Source organism: Stutzerimonas zhaodongensis, assembly GCF_003696365.1.
GTDB classification, from domain to species: Bacteria; Pseudomonadota; Gammaproteobacteria; order Pseudomonadales; family Pseudomonadaceae; genus Stutzerimonas; species Stutzerimonas zhaodongensis.
The window spans coordinates 1-20,293 of record NZ_RFFM01000007.1; the positions used below are offsets into that span (position 1 = coordinate 1).

Below are 20,293 nucleotides of genomic sequence, written 5' to 3' on the forward strand. Positions count from 1 at the left end.
TATAAGACGCCGGACGGGCGTGGTGTATAACATTCCTTGTCATCCTCACTCTCCTTGTCTAGGCTGGGCCGTTCCGACGGATGATGACTGTATAAAGGAGTTATACACCATGGATGGAAAGCCTCGATTGCTTGATCAGGTCCGGGACCAGATCAGGCTGAAACACTACTCGATCAGAACTGAGCGCGTCTATTGCGAGTGGATCAAGCGCTACGTACGGTTTCACAATTATCGCCACCCGCTTGAGATGGGCGCTCCGGAACTAGAAGCATTCCTTTCCGATCTTGCGGTCCGCCGTGATGTTTCGGCATCTACACAAAATCAGGCGCTTGCTGCGCTCTTGTTTCTTTATAAGCAAGTACTCAAGCAGGATTTGCCCTGGTTGGGAGAGGTGGTACGTGCCAAGAAACCCGCGCGCCTTCCGGTTGTGCTTTCAATTAGTGAAGTGCAACAGGTTCTCGGGTCTCTCGATGGCGAAGTTGGGCTTATCGCGCGGCTCCTGTATGGAGGCGGGCTTCGCCTGATGGAAGGCGTCCGGCTGAGAATCAAGGATGTAGATTTCTCGCGTAACGAGATTGTTATCCGCGACGGCAAAGGTCAGAAGGATCGCGTCACGGTGATGCCGGCAAGTTTGGTTGATCCGCTCAAGCAACATATCGCCCGAACGCGGGCACTTCATCAGCTGGAACTGGCTGATGGGCGCGGCGATGTTTATCTGCCTGATGCCTTGGCACGCAAATATCCAAATGCGCCCTGGGAGTGGGCTTGGCAGTACGTATTCCCAGCGCCAGGTCTGTCAGTCGATCCGCGCAGCGGGTCGGTGCGTCGGCACCACCTGGACGAAAAGCGGATACAGCGGGCATTCAAGCGTGCAGTAAAGGAATCCGGTCTGGCCAAGCTGGCAACCCCTCATACGCTGCGCCATAGTTTTGCTACCCATCTGTTGGAAAGTGGGCAGGATATACGTACGGTGCAGGAGCTGCTCGGTCACGCTGACGTCAAGACAACGATGATCTATACGCATGTGCTCAACCGAGGCGGCCTAGCGGTGCTGAGCCCGTTGGATCGTATATAGCGTCGTTGTGATCAGCCGTACTCGCCGGCTGCAGGCTCTTCGTGGTGCGTTATAGGCGAGAACTTTACTGCTCGCTGGCTGCGGGAATTCCCGCATCCGCAAACGACGAGGTAGGTGGGAGCGCGCATTGCTAGAAGCGCCGTCTCGGGAAGTGGTTGATCCACTTCCCGAGAGGTCGAGGCGGGGTAGTGCAGTTACAGCTCGATAGAGATACCGGCCTGCAGGGTGCGCGGCTCGCCTGGGTAAGCCCAAGCGTTCCAGGCGCGTTCCTCGTAGTGTTTGTCGAACACGTTGTTCAAGTTCAGGTTCAGGCGCACCTTGTCGGTCAGCGGGTAGTAGGCCAACAGGTCTACCAGGCCGTAACCGTCCATGTCGTAGGTGTTGTTGCTGGTTTGGCCCTGTCGCTCGCTGATGTATTTCAAACCAACGCCCAGGCCGAGGCCAGCCAGCGCGCCGCCGTCAAACTCATAGGTGTCCAGCAGGTTGAAGCTGTGTCTCGGTACGTTACCCAAACGAGTCCCGGCTGGCATGGTGGCGCTGGTGCTTTCGGTGACTTCGGCGTCGACGTAGGCATAGCCGCCGACCACCCGCCACTGCGGGGTGATATTGCCGGCCAGGTTGATATCGAACCCGCGGCTGCGGACTTCACCAGCGGCGATGCTGCGGGTGCTGTCCAGCGGGTCATTGGTCAGCACGTTTTCCTTGACGATATGAAATACGGCCGCGGTCAGGCTGAGGTCGCGATCGGCCATGTCGTACTTCACGCCAACTTCGTGGGCTACGCCTTTTTCCGGGTCGAACGAGTTGCCGAGGCGATCAGCGCCACGGTTCGGTTTGAACGAGCGAGAGGTGTTGGCGAATACCGCCAGTTCCTCGGTGAGGTCGTAGATCAGGCCGAAGCGCGGTGTGACGGCGTTATTTGCCTGCTCCCAGTCCTCAGCACCGGGCATCTTGTCTTCATACGTCTGCTCGAAACGCTCGATACGGGCGCCTACTTGAGCTGAAAGGCGCTCGGTCAGCGCGACCTGATCCTGCAGGTAGAAGGCGTAAGACTTGAGTGTCTCGCTGTCATGAGTAGTGGTGCGAGTCAGTGCTGGCAGTGGCTGGCCATGCACCGGGTTGTACAAGTCGATAGGGTACGCGCCACCGCCTGGCGAGCGGATGATCAATGAGTTGTAGTTGAACTTGTCGTACTCGACGCCCACCAGCAGGGTATGGGCGAAGCCGGCGAGGTTGAAGTTGCCTTCGGCATTGGCCTGGGCGTTGACGTCGTTCCAGTTCAACCATCGCTCGTTATAGTTGCGGCCGACCGTGGTTGCGCCCGGGGCGAGACCCGCGGCGTAGCTGTTGCTGTTGTTCTCCACGGCGCCGCCGTAAAGCTCGCCGTCGAGGTATTGAACGCCGCCTCGTAGTGTCCAGTTGTTATTGAGCAGGTGCTCGACGCGCAGTTGCGTGGTGGCGTTCTCGTTGGTCAGCTTGCCAGCGGCTTCCTCGCCCAGGAATCGATCACGCGGCAGCTTGCCTTGCTGGTTGGCATAGCGGGTGACGCCACGGTCGAGCGGATGGCGGTTGTGCAGGTAGTCGCCTTCGAGGGTGACGGCGGTGTCGTCGTTGAGCTGCCAGCGCAGCACCGGCGCGATGTTGTAGCGCTCGCTCTCGACGTCATCACGGAAGCTGTCGCCACCTTCTGCCACCAGGTTCAGGCGGTAGGTGAATGCAGCCTGTTCATCCAGCGCGCCGGTGGTATCCAGGGTGCCGCGGCGCAGCCCTTCGGTGTTGAACTGGCTGCCGAGTACGGTGCGGCGCTCGGCCTGAGGTTGCTTGCTGACGATGTTGAAGGTGCCGCCGGGGTCGCTTCGGCCGTAAAGCATGGCTGCAGGGCCGCGCAGCACTTCGATGCGTTCGATCGTGGCGGCGTCCGGCATGTTGGGGTAGCCGCGGTTTACGGCAAAACCGTTGCGGTAGAACTCCTGGCTGTTGAAGCCACGCACAAGAAATTCGGTCAGGCCCTGGCCGCCAAAATTGTTCCCGCGCTCGACGCCACCGGCATAGTCCAGCGCATCTTCGAGGCGTACGGCGCCGATGTCTTGTACAACCTGTGCAGGCACAACGCTGATTGACTGCGGGATTTCGTGGATCGGCGTGTCGGTGCGCGTCGCGCTGGCTGAGCGCGTGGCGCGATAGCCATCAACCGGGCCGTCTGCGCGTTCCGATTGCGAGGCGGTCACTTCCATCTGTTCGAGCGCGATGGGCTCGCTGGTTGATTCCGGTAGCTCAGCGGCGTAGGCCGTGGCGGTTAGCGCCTGGAGCGACAGCACAGGCACAAGAAGTCGACGCATCGATGGGGTTCCTTGAATGTGATTCGAGCAGAGGGGCGCAGATTCTAGAGATGTTGAAAATCATTATCAATTAGATGTAACCGTTTTAGTCAGAAGCTGTATCCGGGCTGACCTACGGGCATCAGTCGTACGGGCGTGCTCTCATTACGTACGCGCACGAAGTGATCCGAGGGAGGCAGGTCAAGCTGATTCCGGATGCTGAAATAACGAGCCAGTGATCCCTACGCGAGACGTCATTAGATTGCCAACACGGGCTGCGGCGGTTGGGTCGCTTTGGCGCAGGTGATTTTCGCCTGGTGCTCGCCATCGAGAGCATTGGCCGTTGCGCGGCTTTACGGCTGCGGCGAGGCGCAGGTGTGCGCAACTGGCCGCCGCCGACATGTGCGCGGCAATACTTCGTGCTGAAGTCGGTGTATGCGTGATGATCGGGTTGTCAGCTGCAAGCCCGTTTGCGGCAACCTGCCGGGCGCGCTAAGCCATTCGTGAGAGAGGCTGCGCTGATAATGCGACCGGCGCAACGTTGCGCTTATTGCTTGATTGCCTGATGGGTATCGCTGCGCTCAGACGCCATCCTGCGGGAGTTCGTAGCCGGGATGCGGAAGCGGGGAGCGGTACCCGTTGGCTGCGGGTTCGCCAACGGGCACCGCGTTTTCTAACTCTTGGCTGGGTTGAGAAGATTGCTCAGCGATCCCGGTCGGACGGGGCGCGGGTGCGAGACGGGTCATCCGCTGGAGCGGGTGCAGTGGCGGGGGCGCCGCCCGTTTCCGGTGCGGTAGGCTCGGCGCCGGGTTCGCCAGTAGGCACGGCATTGGGCGAGGCGACATTCTGTCCCGGCGCGCGACAGGTCAGCTCGGCGAATGGCTCATCGGGTGAATATTCCCCGGGCACACGCTCTACCTGCTGGCTGTTCGGGCTGACGGTGAATACGGGCGGGGCGGAGGTGTCGGCTCGCGCGTCGGCGGGCACATGAAACTCGCAAGTTACCGTGTCTCCAGTCTTGTTCATCACCCTCACCGCCCGGATCCCGACCAGCTCGCCACCTGCCGCGGTGGTCGAGGTCGGTACGCCCATGGCGCTGATCTCGATGTCCAGGCCGTTGAGGTGAGAAATCACGTCTGGCTTTGGCGTTTGAGCAAGCGCAACTGGCGCGCAGAGGGCGAAGCCGAGGGTGGTGAGCAATGCCTTGGTCATGGAAACCTCCTTGAGTCGATGTTTGCTTAGAAGGGTTGGGTGGGTCCTGGTTCGGTTCTCTGTGTGCTGATTGGTTTCAAAATGATGGGAGCAAAGGGTTAACAGGCTCCGGTTTGGACTGGTGATGTGCTGCCTTTTATTTCGACGGCTTCAAGCTCCGCGCATATAGCGCTTTGCCGCCTGTGGAGGTGGTGCCGCGGGCTTCGAGCTCGAAGCGTTTGGGTTGGGATTTGATCAGATCGCTGAGTTTCTTGAAGCCATACAGGCGTGGGTCGAAGGCAGGGCGGAGTTTGCTGATGTTGGAGCCAAGCTCGCCGAGGTGCACCCAGTCATCCTCGTCGTCGGCGATGTCGCTGAGTACTTTGGCGATGAAGTCCACCGGCACCTTTTGCGCCTTGACCTCAGCGTTCTTGTCCGGGGCCTTGGCCTCTTCTTCGGATTTTTCAACCGGTGCGAGTGCGGGGGCCTTGTCGCCATTGCTCGGCGGTTCCTGCGAAGACTTGGGCGCGTCGGCTCTGAGGATTTCGGTGTAGATGAATTTGTCGCACGCCGAGACGAAGGGCGATGGCGTTTTCTGCTCGCCGAAGCCGTAAACGGTTAGTCCTTCCTCGCGGATACGCGCGGCGAGGCGGGTGAAATCGCTGTCGCTGGAAACCAGGCAGAATCCGTCGAAGCGGCGGGTGTAGAGCAGGTCCATCGCATCGATGATCAGCGAGCTGTCAGTGGCGTTCTTGCCGGAGGTATAGGCGAATTGCTGGATCGGCTGGATGGAATAGTCGAGCAGCACCTTTTTCCAGCTGCCCAGGTTGGGTTTGGTCCAGTCACCGTAGATGCGCTTGACGCTGGCTACGCCGTATTTGGCGATCTCCTCGAATAGCCCTTCGACGATGGCAGCGGGCGCGTTATCGGCATCGATGAGTACTGCGAGATGGATCTGCTGACGGGTGTTGCTGGTTTTGGCGGCCATGATTCGTCCCGGGGTGGATGTGTGTCGACCTTAACGTCAGTGCCGGGCGAAGGGCCACAGTCATCTGTAACCGATGCGTGGCCCGTCGCGATAACGGCGGGACAACGCGCGCCGCTATCGGGTAGCGTTCACGCCCTGACCCCAGGTGCAGGGCGGGCTGACGGAACCCTGGCGGCTGTGGCCTTTCTGAGACCTGGCTCAGCTGCGGATGCGATCGGTCAATACGCGTCCTGCACTCTCACTCACCGGACGGTGTTGGGCTGGCGCGACACTCTGGCTGATGCTCACCTGCTCAGCACTGGAGTTAGCTGTCTCCCTCCGTCCCTCAACGACAAGGCGTTCTCATGACCGCAATCATCGACTTCCTCAACACGATCTTCTGGGGGTATGTCCTTATTTACGGTCTGCTGGCAGTCGGGGTGTTCTTCACCATCCGCCTGGGTTTTCTGCAGTTCGTTCATTTTGGTGAAATGGTGCGGGCGATCCGCGGTGCGCGGCAAAGCGATGCTTCAGGCATATCACCGTTCCAGGCGCTGTGCACCAGCCTCGCGTCACGGGTGGGTACCGGTAACCTGGCGGGGGTAGCGGTTGCACTCTATCTGGGTGGTGCTGGTGCGATCTTCTGGATGTGGTTGGTGGCGTTGGTAGGCATGGCGACCGCCTATGCCGAAAGCTCACTGGCTCAGCTTTACAAGGTGCGTGACGGCGAGGGCCAGTATCGCGGGGGCCCGGCCTTCTATATAGCCAAGGGCCTCAAGGCTCCTTGGGCAGGCGGGGTGTTCTCCGTCGCGCTGATCATCTCGTTCGGGCTGGTGTTCAATGCGGTGCAGGCCAACTCCATCGCCGACGCCATGGAAGGGGCGTTCGGTTTCTCCAAGTTGTGGGTCGGGGTTGCCATCGCGATTCTTGCAGGTGCGGTGATTTTCGGTGGGCTGCGCTCGATTGCGCGCTTCTCCGAATTAGTGGTGCCGCTGATGGCAGGCCTTTATGTGCTGATGGCGCTTATCGTGCTGGTGATGAATATCACTGAAGTGCCGGGCGTGCTGATGACCATCGTGCGTAGTGCGTTCGGACTTGAAGAAGCCGCCGGCGGTGTGGCGGGCTCCGTAACCGCAGCGATGCTCAATGGCATCAAGCGCGGGCTGTTCTCCAACGAGGCGGGCATGGGCTCGGCGCCCAATGTGGCCGCAACGGCGACGCCGGCCCCGCACCATCCGTCTTCCCAGGGGCTGGTGCAGTCGATGGGTGTTTTCGTCGACACCATCGTTATCTGCACCGCCACGGCGGTGATGATTCTTCTGTCGGGCGTGCTGGAGCCGGGTTCGGGCGTCACTGGTACTCAGCTCACCCAGCAGGCCATGGAGACGCACATTGGCGTGGCGGGGACGTATTTCATTGCGATCGCCATCCTGTTCTTCGCTTTTACCTCCATCGTCGCCAACTATTCCTACGCCGAGAACGCGTTGATTTTCCTCGGTGGCGGCAACAAGCTCGGGTTGACCCTGCTGCGTCTGGCGGCGCTGGGCATGGTCGTCTGGGGCGCTTACGAGGCGGTGTCTACGGTCTTCAATGCCGCAGATGCGTCAATGGGCCTGATGGCGACAATCAACCTGATCGCGATCACGCTACTGTCCGGCACGGTGGTGAAGCTGACCAAGGACTACATGGCACAGGTCAAGGCCGGCGTGGTACCCACCTTCAAGGCGGCTGACTATCCGGAGCTGAAAGAGAAGATCAACAACAACATCTGGCGCTGATGAGCATGCCCCGGCAAATGCCGGGGCGTGACGCTGCCGGTCACTCGGGCAGCCGGTCCAGGCTTTTCGGCTCGTGCATCGGGCAGCCGTTGTGGCGTGCACGGAATTCCGAAGACATCTCATAAGCCGGCTTGCGCGAGCGCATGATGCCGCCGAGCGGACGGTGAGCGGCAAGTCCGTGCCAGGGGCTGAATGACATCTGGTCATCTACCACCTGGGCGCGCGGCTCGCTCCAGGCTATTTGCGGCTTCACGTCGATTCTCGCGACCGTGATGAAGGGGCTCAGTTCTTCCGGCCAGACCACTGAAGCATCTTCAACGGGCATTTTGTCGATGTCGGTGGCCAGCTGAACCCGCAGCTCCCAGCTTCCGCCATGGCTGGCGAAATGCGCGGAGATGGCTTCGCGCAGCCCATTGGGCTTGTCGCTCAGGTCGACGGCCTGGTCAGTCAATGCCTTGAGTTCGGGGGACACAGGCACCAGCGATAGCTTGGCAAAGTAACGGCCGTAAAGTACCGGAACCACGCTGTAGTAGGTCTCGCCCAGCAGGTTGGTCATGGGGTGGCCGCCCATGCCCTTCAGTGTGGGACTCTCGCCGCCAACTTTCTCGAGCAGGCTTTCCGCTCCACGCAAAGCCGCGGAGAGTGCCTGTTTTGCGCGAGGTGCTTTATCGGTCGTCTTGGCAAGCAGCTTCACGGACTTGAGAAAGGCTTTGGGGGTTGGCGCCAGAAACGCTGGCGCGTTGACCATGACGAAGTCCTGGGTGACCTGCCCTTCGCTGTTCAGCAGCCGTTCACCCTCGACCCCGATCAGCTTGATCGCCAGCCCGCGCGGGGTGGATACCTTGTCATCGAGGATGTCGCCGGGATTGGTCGAAAAGCGCATCACGACCGGCATGCGTCCTGGCTTGGCGAACGCGCCCTGCGCCAGCTCTGGCGCCAGGCCTTCCAACACTTGGATCTCGCCCTGCAGCAGGCCGTGGCTTTTGGCATGCACGCTGCGGATGGCGTGGCCGCCGTCGGCATAGGTTGTCTCGGTGATCTCGCGCATGGCCTGGATAAGGCCGGAGATTGACTCGGCCTCGTCGTCAGGCACTTGTTCGAATGCTGGGTCAAAGGGAAGAGGCGTATTGGTCAGGCTGTCGGTCATAGGCTCAGCTCCAGGAGTGATGCGGCATGTATATGGCTACTGCCGCTATCCAGTAAATCGACTGTGGCGCCTCGTGATCGTTTCCCTTCCAAAGCCCGGCTTATCGCTTCTCATCACCACTTGGCGGCGCCTGCTCTGTGGGCGACAGAGGAGGGGGCAAGTACGTTGTTTTCTTTTTCGTCATGTTGTACGACCTGTAAAGCAAATGTCATCTTACTACTCGTCGGTATTTTTCGCGGTTCCGCTTTGCGAGCTCTGCGTGTTGCTCAGATAGTTATCCTTTTAAAACAATGGTTTAAGCGCGTTCTATGCCATTTAATGAGCTGAATGTTCTTACATCATGTCATCGTACCTTTAGTTGACAGTTCCATGACTTTGGAAAATACTCGAAGGTAGTACGACGACATACAGAGTCTCAGCTCTGATAACAAAAACGCTCAGGACAGTCTCGCTGCTATGAAAATCACCCGTGTCAGTGTCGAAGTGTTTACCTATCCCACTCGCCGTGCCGTAGATAGCGCGGGTCATTCCCACCCCGGCGAGGAATCGCAGGCCAGCATGGCATTGCTGCGCGTCGTCACCGAAGACGGCTGTGAGGGCTACGCTTTTGGCGCACCGGAACTGCTGCGGGCGCACCTGATTCACAACTTCGTGCGCAAGGTATTGATCGGGCAGAACGCGCTGGACCGGGAGCGTATCTGGCAAGACCTGGCGCATTGGCAGCGGGGCAGTGCAGGGCAGTTGACTGACCGCACCCTGGCACTGGTCGAGCAGGCGCTGTGGGACTGGGCGGGGCGGCGTTTTGAAGTCCCGGTCTACAAGTTGTTGGGCGGTTATCGGGACAAGGTTCGTGCATACGGCTCGACCATGTGCGGGGACGACACGCCAGGCGGTCTTTCCACTCCGGACGAATATGGCGTGTTCGCCGAAAAGCTGGTCAAGCGCGGCTATAAGGGCATCAAGCTGCATACCTGGATGCCGCCGATCTCGTTCGCTCCAGATCCGAAGATGGACGTCCGTGCCTGCGCCGCAGTACGCGAAGCAGTTGGTCCGGATATCGCGCTGATGCTGGACGGTTACCACTGGTACAACCGCACGGACGCACTCTACATCGGGCGTGAGATCGAGAAGCTCGATTTCGCCTGGTTCGAAGAGCCGATGATGGAAGAGTCAGCCGAATCCTATGCCTGGCTGGCGGCCAACCTGACCATCCCGGTGCTCGGCCCGGAAAGCCTGGGTGGCAAATATCACAGCCGCGCCGGCTGGGTCAGCGGCCAGTCCTGCGACATCCTGCGCGCTGGCGTCGCCGGAGTCGGCGGCATCGGACCGGTGATGAAGGTTGCACACCTGGCCGAGTCCTTCGGCCTCGACTGCGAGGTTCACGGTAACGGCGCGCCCAACCTGGCGGTCGTGGGGGCGATCAAGAACTGCAGCTGGTACGAGCGCGGTCTGCTTCACCCCTTCCTCGAGTACGACGACGTACCTGCTTACCTCAACAGCATCGTCGATCCGATGGATCGAGATGGCTTCGTGCATCTGCCACAGCGGCCAGGGCTGGGCGAGGACATAAATTTCGCCTACATCGAGGCCAACACCCTGAGCCGGCACTGATACCTGTAATCCACGCATCAAGTCTGAATAAATACAACAAAGGACTGATCGATGAAGCGCTACCGCACTGTCTCACCGCGACCGGCATTGCCGGTCGACCATACCCGCCCGCAGCGGACCTTCGGTCACGCTGCGCACTCCGGTTCACCTTGTGGGCGCTCGCCGCCCGGATAGTGATGGTGAGCGCCTCCCTCGCCTGATCCTGTTGTTCCACCTGGTTATTCAACGTGCTCTTACAACTGCTTGCTCCGCTAACGAGCGGGACGGTTTCGCTCGGCAATTAACGTCCGGTGCGGCAGTTGTAAAAGAGTGCGAATAGTTATCCGGGTGGCCATTTGTCTGTGCCTACCAATTTCAACCAATAAGAATAAAACCATGAAAAAGACAATCATCACATTCGCGGCTGCAGCCCCGCTGGTTCTTCTTTCCTTTGCCCAATCGGCTTTTGCCAATGACGGCTACGTCAATTACCGCCATCAATATCTGGATGACGCCAAGTTGCATTCGGATCGTTTTCTGATCGGCACGCGTTTGAAGAACGGCCTCGGCTTCCATGGCGAGTTGAAGTACAAGACAGCCGGCAGCCGGGAGGGTGTGGCTTTTGATAACACCGTTGGCAGCGGCCATGAACTGGTCATCGACTACCGTCACGTTCTTTCGCCGCAGTGGGCGCTGACACCGTTCCTGAGGCTCGACAGCGTCGAGGAAGCCATGACATATAGCGGCGGTTTGCGTGTGGATTACCGGCTCAACGAGCGGCTCAATCTGGCTGGGCGTTATCGCTACGAGGCCCGCAAGCTGGATCGCGACAAGGTGGATGAATCGATTCCTGACCGGGCACGGCAGGATCAGCACATCAACCGCTTCGACGGCTGGTTGACGTATATGCCAGGTGGCAATTGGACGTATGAATATAACTTCGTCTACATGAAGACCGATTACATACGCTTCGATAACAAGAAATACGACTACGAGAACAACGTTGCCTTCAAGTACAAGTGGAACAATAACTGGCATCCATTCTTTGAAGTCGGCGACGTCAAAGTCAATTCATTCGAAGATGATCGGCAACTGCGCTTGCGCGTGGGCGTGCATTACAAGTTCGACTAGCCAACTACAGGCGTGCACGGCGAGTTATTGCCGGGCCGGTCAGCCTGTGGCGACGGCCCGGTACGACGTTGATGCCCACCGATACGAGAGAGCGCAATGAACATAGATATTATGGTGGTGGCGGGTTATTTCCTGCTGATGGTGTTCATCAGTGTCGCCTTCCGCAAGATGGCCAGTAAGTCGGCCAGCGATTATTTCCGCGGCGGCGGCCGCATGTTGTGGTGGATGGTCGGGGCGACGGCCTTCATGACGCAGTTCTCCGCGTGGACGTTCACCGGCGCGGCGGGCAAGGCCTTTTCCGATGGATTTGCTGTCACCTTCGTGTTCCTCGGCAACATCTTCGCCTACATGTTCTCCTACTGGTGGTTCAGCCACCGCTTCAGGCAGATGCGCGTCGACACGCCAACCGAAGGGGTGCGCCGCCGGTTCGGCAACGGTAACGAGCAGTTCTTCACCTGGGCCATCATTCCACTGAGCGTGCTAAACGGCGGTGTCTGGCTCAACGGTCTGGCGATCTTCGTCGGTGCCGTGTTCGGCTACGACATGGCGACCACAATCTGGATCACCGGCATCTCGGTGCTGCTGGTTTCGCTACTCAGTGGCGCTTGGGGCGTGGTGGCCAGCGACTTCGTGCAGACGCTGGTGGTGGCGGTGATCTCGGTAGCCTGTGCGGTTGTGGCGCTGGTAGCGGTGGGCGGGCCCGGTGAGATCGTCACCAAATTCCCGTCCGACTTCTTCATGGGGCCGGACATGAACTACGGCCTTTTGCTGGTGGGTTCGTTCATCTTCTTTCTGGTAAAGCAGCTGCAAAGCATCAACAACATGCAGGACTCTTACCGGTTCCTGAATGCGAAGGACTCGGCCAACGCGCGCAAGGCCGCACTGTTCGCCCTGGTATTGATGGTCTGCGGCACCCTGATCTGGTTCATCCCGCCGTGGGCGACGGCGGTGCTCTATCCGGATGCGCTCAGCGCCCATTCCGAACTCGGCAACAAGGCCAGCGATGCGGTGTATCTGGTGTTCGCGGAACGATTGATGCCAGTCGGCACCATTGGTTTGCTGGTGGCCGGTTTGTTCGCCGCGACCATGTCATCGATGGATTCGGCGTTGTGCCGCAACGCGGGGATCTTCGTGCGTAGCTTCTGGGCGCCGGTGGTGGCCCGCAACAAACCGCTTAGCGAGAAAAAGTTGCTGCGTGTCAGCCAGGCGGCAACCGTCGTCAATGGAATCCTGGTGATTTTGATTGCTCAGCTCTTTGCCCAGCTGAAAGGGCTGAGCCTGTTCGAATTGATGATGCGCGTGGCGACGCTGCTGCAATCGCCAATTCTGGTGCCATTGTTCTTCGGTATGTTCATCCGCCGTACGCCCAAGTGGGCTGCCTGGGCCACGGTATGTTTCGGCATGCTGGTGTCCTGGCTGGTGATGACTGTATTCACCGCCCAATGGTTTGCCAGTCTGGCCGGGGTCAGTTTGACGGCGCGCGAGCTGTCAGAGCTGACCACTACCATCACCGTGGCGGCGCACCTGATCTTCACCGGCGGCTTCTTCTGCCTGACGAGTCTGTTCTACCGGGAGGATGCCAGCACCCGCGATGAGCAGGAGCGCACGGCCAAGTTCTTCCACGACGTGGAAACACCGGTGATCGCCAAGGACGATCAGGACATCTACGACCGCCTGCAGCGCAACAAACTCGGTCAGATCACTCTGATGATGGGTGCCGGCCTGATGTTGATGGTGCTGCTGCCCAACCCGTTGTGGGGGCGGCTGATGTTTGCGGCCTGCGCCTTGTCGATATTGCTGGTTGGCTACCTGCTCAAACGAAGCGCCAACGTCGAGGACGTGATCGGGAACATCCCGACACCCCTGGCCGAGCGGCCTTCCTGAAGCTTTGCGTTGACCAGCATCGGCCTCGTTTGCCGGTGCTGGTTTTTTTATTCTCGAGGGTGGACGTGAAGAAGGCGCGACGATGACCTCTCTCGACCTTGCCGTGCTGGCGGTATACGTGCTGTTCATCATCGGTGCGGCCTGGTGCTTTCGGCGGATGGCCAGCGACAGCAGCCAGTACATCAACGGTGGTGGCTCCATGCAGTGGTGGATGGCGGGCGCCACCGCTTTCATGACCCAGTTCAGCGCCTGGACCTTTACCGGTGCGGCCGGCAAGGCCTACACGGATGGCTTTGCGGTGCTCATGCTGTTCTGGGGCAATGCGCTGGGTTTCTTCATCGCCAGCCGCTTTTTCGCTGCGCGCTACCGCAAGTTGCGCGTCGAGACCTCGATGCAGGTGATCGCGTTGCGCTTCGGGCGGCCGACCGAACGTCTGTTCACCTGGCTGCAACTGCCGCTCTCAACGCTGAGCGCGGCAGTCTGGCTGAACGGGCTGGCCTACATCATCTCTGCCATGACTGGCCTGGACATGCTGCCCGTGCTGCTCGCCACCGGCGTCGTCATCACGTTCATTGCCAGCAGCGGCGGGGCCTGGACGGTAAGCGCGACGAACGTCATCCAGCTGGTGCTGATCCTGGCCATCACGTTGGTGACCGGTGGCTATGCGCTGTACATCGGCGGCGGGCCGTCGGGAATCGTGGATCAATTTCCGGTGGATTTCTGGCTTGGTCGCGAAATGAACCTGCCCGGCATTCTGGCGTTATGGATGGCGGTCATCCTGATGCAGCAGACGGTCTCGACCAACAATGCGATCACCTGCTACCGCTTCCTGGTCACTCGCAACGAGCGCGAGGCGCAGAAGGCCGCGTTGCTCGCCGGAGTGTTGTTCGTCATCGGGCCGGTGATGTGGTTCATTCCGCCCTGGGTGGCTGCGGCCAAGGGCGTGGATCTGGCGGCGTACTACCCGCAGCTGGGCGATGGCGCCACCAATGCCGCCTACCTGTTCTTCGTCGAGCAGATGATGCCCGCCGGCACCCTGGGGCTGACCATGGCAGCGATGCTGGCGGCAACCATTGCGCCGATGAGCGCCGCGCTCAATCGCAACGCCGGGATCTTCATCCGCAACGTCTACCAGCGCAGGCGGCATAGCGAGCATCAGTTGATGAGGGTGGGGCGGCTGTTCACGCTGTTCAACGGGCTGATTGCGACGCTGGTGGCCTGGTGGATGTCCCAGCAGACCGAGCTGAATTTCTTCGATCTGGTGCTGATGATCAGCTCGATGCTGCTTCTGCCAATGTCCATCCCGGCGCTGCTGGCCGTGGTGGTGCGGCGCACGCCGGACTGGGCGGGCTGGGGTACGGTTGCGGTAGGTGGGCTGGTGTCGGCGGTAATGTATCTGGGGTTCGATCCCAGCCATCTGCCAACCTGGCTCGGCGGCGGTTCGCTCAGCGTGCGCGAAGCGGGGGATCTCAAGTTCGCGGCGACGGTGCTTGCACATCTGCTGGTCACTGGCGGTTTTTTCTTCGCGACGGGTTTGCTCTACCGTCCGCTGGGCGATCCGCGCCGCCGTCGGCAGCTGCGCATGATGTTCACCAACATGTATCGCGCATTGCAGCCGGTGGAGACGGCAGGGGTCGACCCGCTACAGGCGCGGCAATTGGGCGCCTTGTTGATCACCCTCGGCGCTCTGTTGCTTCCGCTGGTATGGCTGGCTGACGGCCCGCAGGGGCTGTGGCTGCATGCTGCCATAGCGCTGACGGTTGCAGGGGTGGGGCAGATGCTGCGTGTATTGGCCGGAGCGCATCCAACGGTTGAAGACGAGCCCCCACCGGGCCGGTAGGCGTTGGCCGAATCAGGCTTCTGGCGGGCTCTGCAACGTCGTGGTTTTCGCCATTCGTGTCCGGCGCAGCCGCTCGCGGCTGTTGTTCAGGTGCAGGAACATGGCCGCGCGTGCCGAATCGGGGCTTTGCATGGCGATACCGGCGAAGATGCTGTCGTGCTCGTGATGAACCATTTCCAGGTACGCGAGCCGTTCCTCGTTGGAGGCATAGGCCGAGTTCATCTGGGTCCGGGGGATCATCTTGGTTCCCAGGTGCTTCATGATGTCGAACATGTACTGATTGCCTGAGGCCCTGGCGATGCGCAGGTGGAACTGGAAGTCCGCCTGGATCGCGATACCTGGCTTCTTCGAATCTGGCTCTTTCATGGCAAGCAGCGCCTGACGGATGTCAGCCAGGTCAGCGTTGCTGCGATTGCTGGCCGCCAGACCGGCCGCGTCGACTTCCAGGCTGATGCGCAGCTCCAGAAGATGCAGCACGTCTTCAAGGGTGGTGATGCTCTCCGGGCCCAGGCGCAATTCCTGAGGTGGCGGCATATCGATGACAAAGGTGCCGACGCTGCGGCGCGTTTCCACCAGGCCGGCAGCCTGCAGGCGCAGGAGGGCTTCCCGTACTACGCTGCGGCTAAAGCCTTCCTGGCTGGCGATGTCGACCTCGGTCGGCAGCTTCTCACCACGTTTCAGCACGCCCTCGCGGATGTACTGGGCGAGTCGTTGCACCAGAATGTCCGCTCGGCGCTTTGGCGGCTGTGCTTGCCCTTGAATCATGTCCGGCTCATCTGTTGATGGTTCGCTCAATCGTCCCCACCGCCGCAGGATACACAGTTCACCGGCGTTGCCGCCTGGGTTGCTGGCTCCGCGGCGCAGTGCATTCAGGCATGGTCTTGCGTCATTGCGGCATCACCCCGAGCCCCCGCGCCATCAGCGCCGCCAGCAGGGGAAGCGTCAACAGGGCGAGCAGTTCGATGCGGATCACCAGCTTGACCAGCCGTGCTTGAGTGGGGCTGATGGTCGGGACCTGGCCGGCCTTGAGCGCCGGTCGCCATCTGAGAAAGGTGACGGTGGGGTAGATCGAGAGCAGGGCGACAACCACGAACAGCCCCACCTTGGCGTGGAAGAGGCTGTTGTTCAGGTAATAGTCAAGGCCCTTGCCGTAGCGCATGGCGCGGGCCGCACCGGTGACCAGCACGAAGCCGGCGGCGACGCCAAAAGCCAGATCGACCCGGAACAGGCTCCGCGCGCGTTTGAAGTTCAACGGCAGGCGAAACAGTTGGTGTTCGAGAACCAACAGGGCAAACAGCAGAAAGATCGCCACGAAGTGCAGGTAGGCGGCGATGGCATAGGCCATTTTTCAGGATCCTTTGGTTAGGGTTGCAGCAGCATCTTGGTCATGGCGGGGCGCTGTATGGCTCGAGGCGAACCAAAGCTGTTCGCGCTGCAGCCGCCGGGCGATGCTGCCCAGGCAGATGCCCCGCAGGAGCATGAAGGCGAGGAAGGCCAACCACAATCCATGATTGCCCATCCCGCGCAACAGCCAGCCCAATGGTAACGAAATCATCACGGCCAGTAGCATGGCGTTTCGCATTTCCCGCGCACGGGTCGCACCAATGAACAGGCCATCAAGCAAGTAACTCCAGACTGCGACCAGCGGCAGCGCGGCGAGATAGGGCAGGTAGGCGATGGCCATTTCACGAACCGAAGGAATGTCGGTTTGCAGGCTGATGAACAGCTCGCCGCCGAGCAGGAAAAACAGGCCGAACGCCAGGCTCGCCAGGAGCGACCAGCCACCGGCGACTGTGAGTATCCGCCGCAGCTCGGTGCGGCTCTGCGCGCCGATGGCGTGACCGCTCAGCGCTTCGACCGCATGAGCGAGCCCGTCCAGCGCATGGGCAGTGAGCATCAGGCCGTTGAGCAGCAGCGCGTTGGCCGCCACAGTTGCGTCGCCCAGTCGCGTGCCCTGCACCGTGATCAGAAAGAACACCAGCTGCAAGGCCAGCGAGCGCACGAAGATATCGCGATTGACCGACATCAGCGGCTTCCAGCTCGCCCATCGGCGCATGGCCTGACCGTTCAGCCTGCCCGGATAACGAAGCAGCGCGCCACGGGTCAGCGCCAGGCCCACCAGTACGCCGCTCCACTCAGCGATTACCGAGGCGCGTGCGGCTCCGGCAACACCCCATTCCAGGCCGACGACGAACCAAAGGTCCAGGGCGACGTTGATAAGGTTGGTGGTGAGCAGAATGGCCAGTGGTGCACGGGCGTTCTGGGTGCCCAGGAACCAGCCGATCAGCGCCAGGCTTGCCAGCGCCGCGGGAAGGCCGAACAGACGAGTGTGGAAGTACGCCTGCGTGAGGCTGTCCAGTTCTGCAGATGGTTGCATCAGCTGCAAGGCATAGCCCTTGAGCGGTTGCGCCGTGACGCTCAACAGCAGAGCGAACCCCAGCGCCAGCAGCAGCCCCTGCAACAGCACCTGGCGCAGCGCACCGCCGTCTTCACGCCCCGCGGCTTGAGCGGCAAAGCCGGTGGTGCCCATGCGCAGAAAGCCCATGACCCAGACCAGCAAGGTGTACAGGCTACCGCCCACAGCCACCGAAGCGAGCTGGTGCGCATGAGGCAGATGGCCGATCACGGCGCTGTCGACCAATGCCACCAGTGGCACGGATAGGTTGGACAGGATCATCGGCGCAGCCAGCGCCCAGACCCTTTTATGGGTCGGGGCGTGCTGCCAGGCGGTCAATAGCCGTGACATGAGAGGCTCCAGAACAGCCGGGCATGATACGTCGCCGAGGTTCTGAACGCAGCCAGGCGGAGGATCTTGGCGGAGGGTAGAGTTCGGGTCAGTGGATCAGCCAGCTCAACAGCCACAGGCCCAGGAATAGATAGATCACGCCTGAGATGAACGAGCGCCGGAAGAATGCACGGAAAGCGCCAACCAGCAACATCAGCCCGATAGCCAATGCAACCAGGCTTATCAGTGAGCGATCCATGCCAAGGGTTCGTGACAGGCCTTCGAGAAAATTGGCCCCGGCTTCAGCGAACAATCCGAAAAAGCCGCTGAGGGCATCGACGATATAGCGGATCACAGTGCCGAGCGCCTGGCCCAGCCATTCGAAAAAACTTTCCACCCGCATGTCGCTCTCCTGCCATTCGATCCAGGGCTGCAAGCGCAGCCGTTTCCTGGGGCATTGGGCTATCAAACCGCCCGGCAGTTCCCAAGAGCGCAGTTGAACCCGGCCCCAGGCAATGAGTCTGTCCAGGGCTGTTGGCCGCTTCAGCGCGACTCGTCATGCAATTGCAATCCTTGCAGAGCAGGCTGTCCGCCACCGCTCCGACGAGAAAATCACCATGCCGTTCGTTACCAGTCTGCGACCGCAATGGCTGTCAGCTGTGCGCCCCCGTGCCTGGGCGCTGGGCCTGCTGGCTGCAGGCGCGTTGTACACCGCAGCAACCTTCCACCTCGACGAGCGCGTGTTCTACAGCCTCAGATCGGCCTGGCATGAAAACACCTGGGTGTCGCGAAGCCTCTGGCTCCCCGAATATCAGGTGCGAGTCGATGCGAAGCCGGTGGCGTCCGTCGTCGACAACCTCTCCGGCCTGACCTTCGACGAGCGTCGCAACCATCTATGGGCTGTGGTGAACAACCCCGAGGAGCTGGTTGCGCTCGATCGCGACGGCAACTTTCTCGCGAGCTATCCATTGGCCGGCTTCACCGATGTCGAGGGAATCACCTATCTGGGCGACAACCTGCTGGCGGTGACGGAAGAGCGTAGTCAGTCGGTTGTGATTCTCCCGGTACCTGATCGACCTGGCGCGTTGCAGCGCGGCGACTATGCGTCTATCACCCTGGGCATCGGAGCAGGGGAGAACTCTGGTTTCGAAGGGGTTGGCTACGATCGTGCGGGCGACAGGCTCTTCGTGGTCAAGGAGCATTCGCCACGCAAGCTCTACGAAATCAGAGGCATCAAGGCCACCTACAACGGCCAGATGAATCTGGAGATCATCGACCGTGAGGCCTGGATCGAAGACAAGGACATGGCCAGCGATCTGGCGTCCGTGCATTTCGACGAGCGTACCGGTCACCTGGTGCTGCTCAGCGATGAAGCGAAGATGGTTCTGGAGCTCGATGGTGACGGCGAGCTGGTCAGCTTTCGCTCGCTCTGGAGCGGTTTCGCCGGGCTGAAGGACAGTGTGCCCCAGGGCGAAGGCATCACCTTCGACGATCAAGGTGATCTTTATCTGGTCAGCGAACCCAACCTGTTCTACGCCTTCGAGCGCAAGTGATCGGCCGCGCTCAACCGCGGCGAATCATCCAGACCCCACCGATGATCAGCAGCAGGCCGGCGATCTTGCCGAAGCTGATCGGTGACTGGCGAAAGCCTGCCCAGCCGAAGTGGTCCAGCAGCAGCGCCATGCCCAACTGCCCGGCCAGCACCAGCGCCATGAACAGCAGCGCTCCGATGCGTGGGCCGGCAAAGGCTGCGGTGGCTATGAAGAACATCCCCAACAGTCCGGCGCACCAGTGCCACCAATTCAGGCCCCGAAGAGCCTGCAGCCCCGGTAATTCACGCTGAAACAGCACGATGCAGAAAAGCGCCAGCGTGCCCACGGCGAAAGACAGCATCGCAGCGCTCATTACGCCGCCAAAGTGCCTGGCCACCTGTCCGTTGATGCCCGCCTGCAGCGGCAAAAAGGACCCTGCTACGAAGGGCAGAACGAGGAGCCACCAGGCAACGACGGGCATGCGATTTTCTCCAATTGCGCGAAAAGAAAGCCCGCCTTGCGGGCGGGCTCGTTTGAAACGGGCGCGAGTCTACTGCGGCGGGTATTGCGAGAGCACCTTGTTCACCGTTTCCCGGTACATGTCGGTGCGTTCCTTCGGGCCGCCCGGATTGTCCCGCAGTACCTGCTCGGCGCTGCCCCGCCAGACCAGCTTTCCGTCCTTGGCATCGTAGAAGTCGACCTGCAAGGTGCCGACCTGATAGTGGATCGTGCGGGTGTCGTTATACATCGGGCCGCCCCAGAAACCGTGCCACGGGCTGCCCCACGCGCCCATGGAGGCGGTGGTGTACTGCTGCGAACGTTGGTCGACGATGAACCAGGCCTGAACCAGCACGTCCGGTTGTGTGCCTGACGCTGCAGGTCGCAAGCCGCGCTGGTCGAGCTGCTCGCTGACGGCACTGCGGATGCGTTGTTCGGTAAGGTCGCTCTTGATGCGAGGGTCGTCGGGCCGATACTGCAGCGCTGGCTCCTTCCAGCTCCAGGCGCGGTACGCGGAAAAGTCGCGCTGTGGATCGAAGTCGCGTTGCACCTGCGTACTCTGGCAGGCCGCCAGCAGCAACAGCAGAGCAAACATCATCAAATGCCGGAACATTGAG

Annotated in this window: 16 protein-coding genes and 1 pseudogene; 7 read left to right on the forward strand and 10 right to left on the reverse strand. The window is 60.7% G+C overall.

Going from position 1 to position 20,293, the window contains the following annotated elements; all coding sequences use genetic code 11:
• The first annotated feature begins 109 nt into the window (after positions 1–109).
• Positions 110–1,075: an integron integrase gene (locus EA797_RS19115; protein WP_122168151.1), complete on the forward strand. Its 966-nt coding sequence runs from the start codon at positions 110–112 to the stop codon at positions 1,073–1,075.
• Between the two features lie 194 nt (positions 1,076–1,269).
• Here the strand turns inward: EA797_RS19115 and EA797_RS19120 are convergent, their stop codons facing one another.
• From EA797_RS19120 to EA797_RS19130, 3 genes and pseudogenes are all read right to left on the reverse strand, one after another.
• Entirely contained in the window at positions 1,270–3,414 is a 2,145-nt protein-coding gene (locus EA797_RS19120) for a TonB-dependent siderophore receptor (RefSeq protein ID WP_122168153.1), read from the reverse strand.
• Positions 3,415–4,236: 822 nt separating this feature from the next.
• A pseudogene (locus EA797_RS19125) lies at positions 4,237–4,605 on the reverse strand (hypothetical protein); the annotation flags it as partial.
• 136 nt (positions 4,606–4,741) lie between these two features.
• Entirely contained in the window at positions 4,742–5,572 is an 831-nt protein-coding gene (locus EA797_RS19130; protein WP_122168155.1) for an NYN domain-containing protein, read from the reverse strand.
• A 344-nt stretch (positions 5,573–5,916) separates the two neighbouring features.
• Here EA797_RS19130 and EA797_RS19135 point away from each other — a divergent pair, with 344 nt between their 5' ends.
• Positions 5,917–7,329: an alanine/glycine:cation symporter family protein gene (locus EA797_RS19135; RefSeq protein ID WP_122168157.1), complete on the forward strand. Its 1,413-nt coding sequence runs from the start codon at positions 5,917–5,919 to the stop codon at positions 7,327–7,329.
• Positions 7,330–7,369: 40 nt separating this feature from the next.
• On the opposite strand, the gene EA797_RS19140 is transcribed toward EA797_RS19135, so the two are convergent.
• Complete coding sequence (locus EA797_RS19140) at positions 7,370–8,476, reverse strand: catalase family protein (RefSeq protein ID WP_122168159.1); 1,107 nt, start codon at positions 8,474–8,476, stop codon at positions 7,370–7,372.
• A 456-nt stretch (positions 8,477–8,932) separates the two neighbouring features.
• Between EA797_RS19140 and EA797_RS19145 the strand changes: the two genes are divergently transcribed.
• The 4 genes from EA797_RS19145 to EA797_RS19160 all read left to right on the forward strand — a co-directional run bounded on the left by EA797_RS19145 (position 8,933) and on the right by EA797_RS19160 (position 14,921).
• A complete protein-coding gene (locus EA797_RS19145) occupies positions 8,933–10,087 on the forward strand; it encodes a mandelate racemase family protein (protein WP_122168161.1) in 1,155 nt (384 codons plus the stop codon).
• Positions 10,088–10,462: 375 nt separating this feature from the next.
• Positions 10,463–11,197 carry an oligogalacturonate-specific porin KdgM family protein gene (locus EA797_RS19150; protein WP_122168163.1) on the forward strand — a complete coding sequence of 245 codons (735 nt, stop codon included), beginning with the start codon at positions 10,463–10,465 and terminating at the stop codon, positions 11,195–11,197.
• 96 nt (positions 11,198–11,293) lie between these two features.
• Positions 11,294–13,081, forward strand: a complete 1,788-nt coding sequence (locus EA797_RS19155) for a sodium:solute symporter family protein (RefSeq protein ID WP_122168165.1) — start codon at positions 11,294–11,296, stop codon at positions 13,079–13,081.
• A gap of 82 nt (positions 13,082–13,163) precedes the next feature.
• Positions 13,164–14,921: a sodium:solute symporter family transporter gene (locus tag EA797_RS19160; RefSeq protein WP_122168167.1), complete on the forward strand. Its 1,758-nt coding sequence runs from the start codon at positions 13,164–13,166 to the stop codon at positions 14,919–14,921.
• 12 nt (positions 14,922–14,933) lie between these two features.
• Here the strand turns inward: EA797_RS19160 and EA797_RS19165 are convergent, their stop codons facing one another.
• The 4 genes from EA797_RS19165 to EA797_RS19180 all read right to left on the reverse strand — a co-directional run bounded on the left by EA797_RS19165 (position 14,934) and on the right by EA797_RS19180 (position 18,049).
• Positions 14,934–15,686, reverse strand: a complete 753-nt coding sequence (locus EA797_RS19165) for a FadR/GntR family transcriptional regulator (protein ID WP_122168169.1) — start codon at positions 15,684–15,686, stop codon at positions 14,934–14,936.
• Positions 15,687–15,807: 121 nt separating this feature from the next.
• Complete coding sequence (locus EA797_RS19170) at positions 15,808–16,266, reverse strand: DUF2214 family protein (RefSeq protein WP_122168171.1); 459 nt, start codon at positions 16,264–16,266, stop codon at positions 15,808–15,810.
• Between the two features lie 3 nt (positions 16,267–16,269).
• Positions 16,270–17,667, reverse strand: coding sequence for an MATE family efflux transporter (locus EA797_RS19175; protein WP_122168173.1), 1,398 nt, complete (start codon positions 17,665–17,667; stop codon positions 16,270–16,272).
• Between the two features lie 88 nt (positions 17,668–17,755).
• Complete coding sequence (locus tag EA797_RS19180; protein ID WP_122168423.1) at positions 17,756–18,049, reverse strand: hypothetical protein; 294 nt, start codon at positions 18,047–18,049, stop codon at positions 17,756–17,758.
• A gap of 214 nt (positions 18,050–18,263) precedes the next feature.
• Between EA797_RS19180 and EA797_RS19185 the strand changes: the two genes are divergently transcribed.
• Complete coding sequence (locus EA797_RS19185) at positions 18,264–19,199, forward strand: SdiA-regulated domain-containing protein (protein ID WP_122168425.1); 936 nt, start codon at positions 18,264–18,266, stop codon at positions 19,197–19,199.
• 10 nt (positions 19,200–19,209) lie between these two features.
• On the opposite strand, the gene EA797_RS19190 is transcribed toward EA797_RS19185, so the two are convergent.
• Together EA797_RS19190 and EA797_RS19195 are read right to left on the reverse strand one after the other, a co-directional pair.
• Entirely contained in the window at positions 19,210–19,659 is a 450-nt protein-coding gene (locus EA797_RS19190; protein WP_122168175.1) for a DMT family transporter, read from the reverse strand.
• Positions 19,660–19,728: 69 nt separating this feature from the next.
• Complete coding sequence (locus tag EA797_RS19195; RefSeq protein WP_122168176.1) at positions 19,729–20,289, reverse strand: DUF4136 domain-containing protein; 561 nt, start codon at positions 20,287–20,289, stop codon at positions 19,729–19,731.
• Positions 20,290–20,293 lie beyond the last annotated feature (4 nt).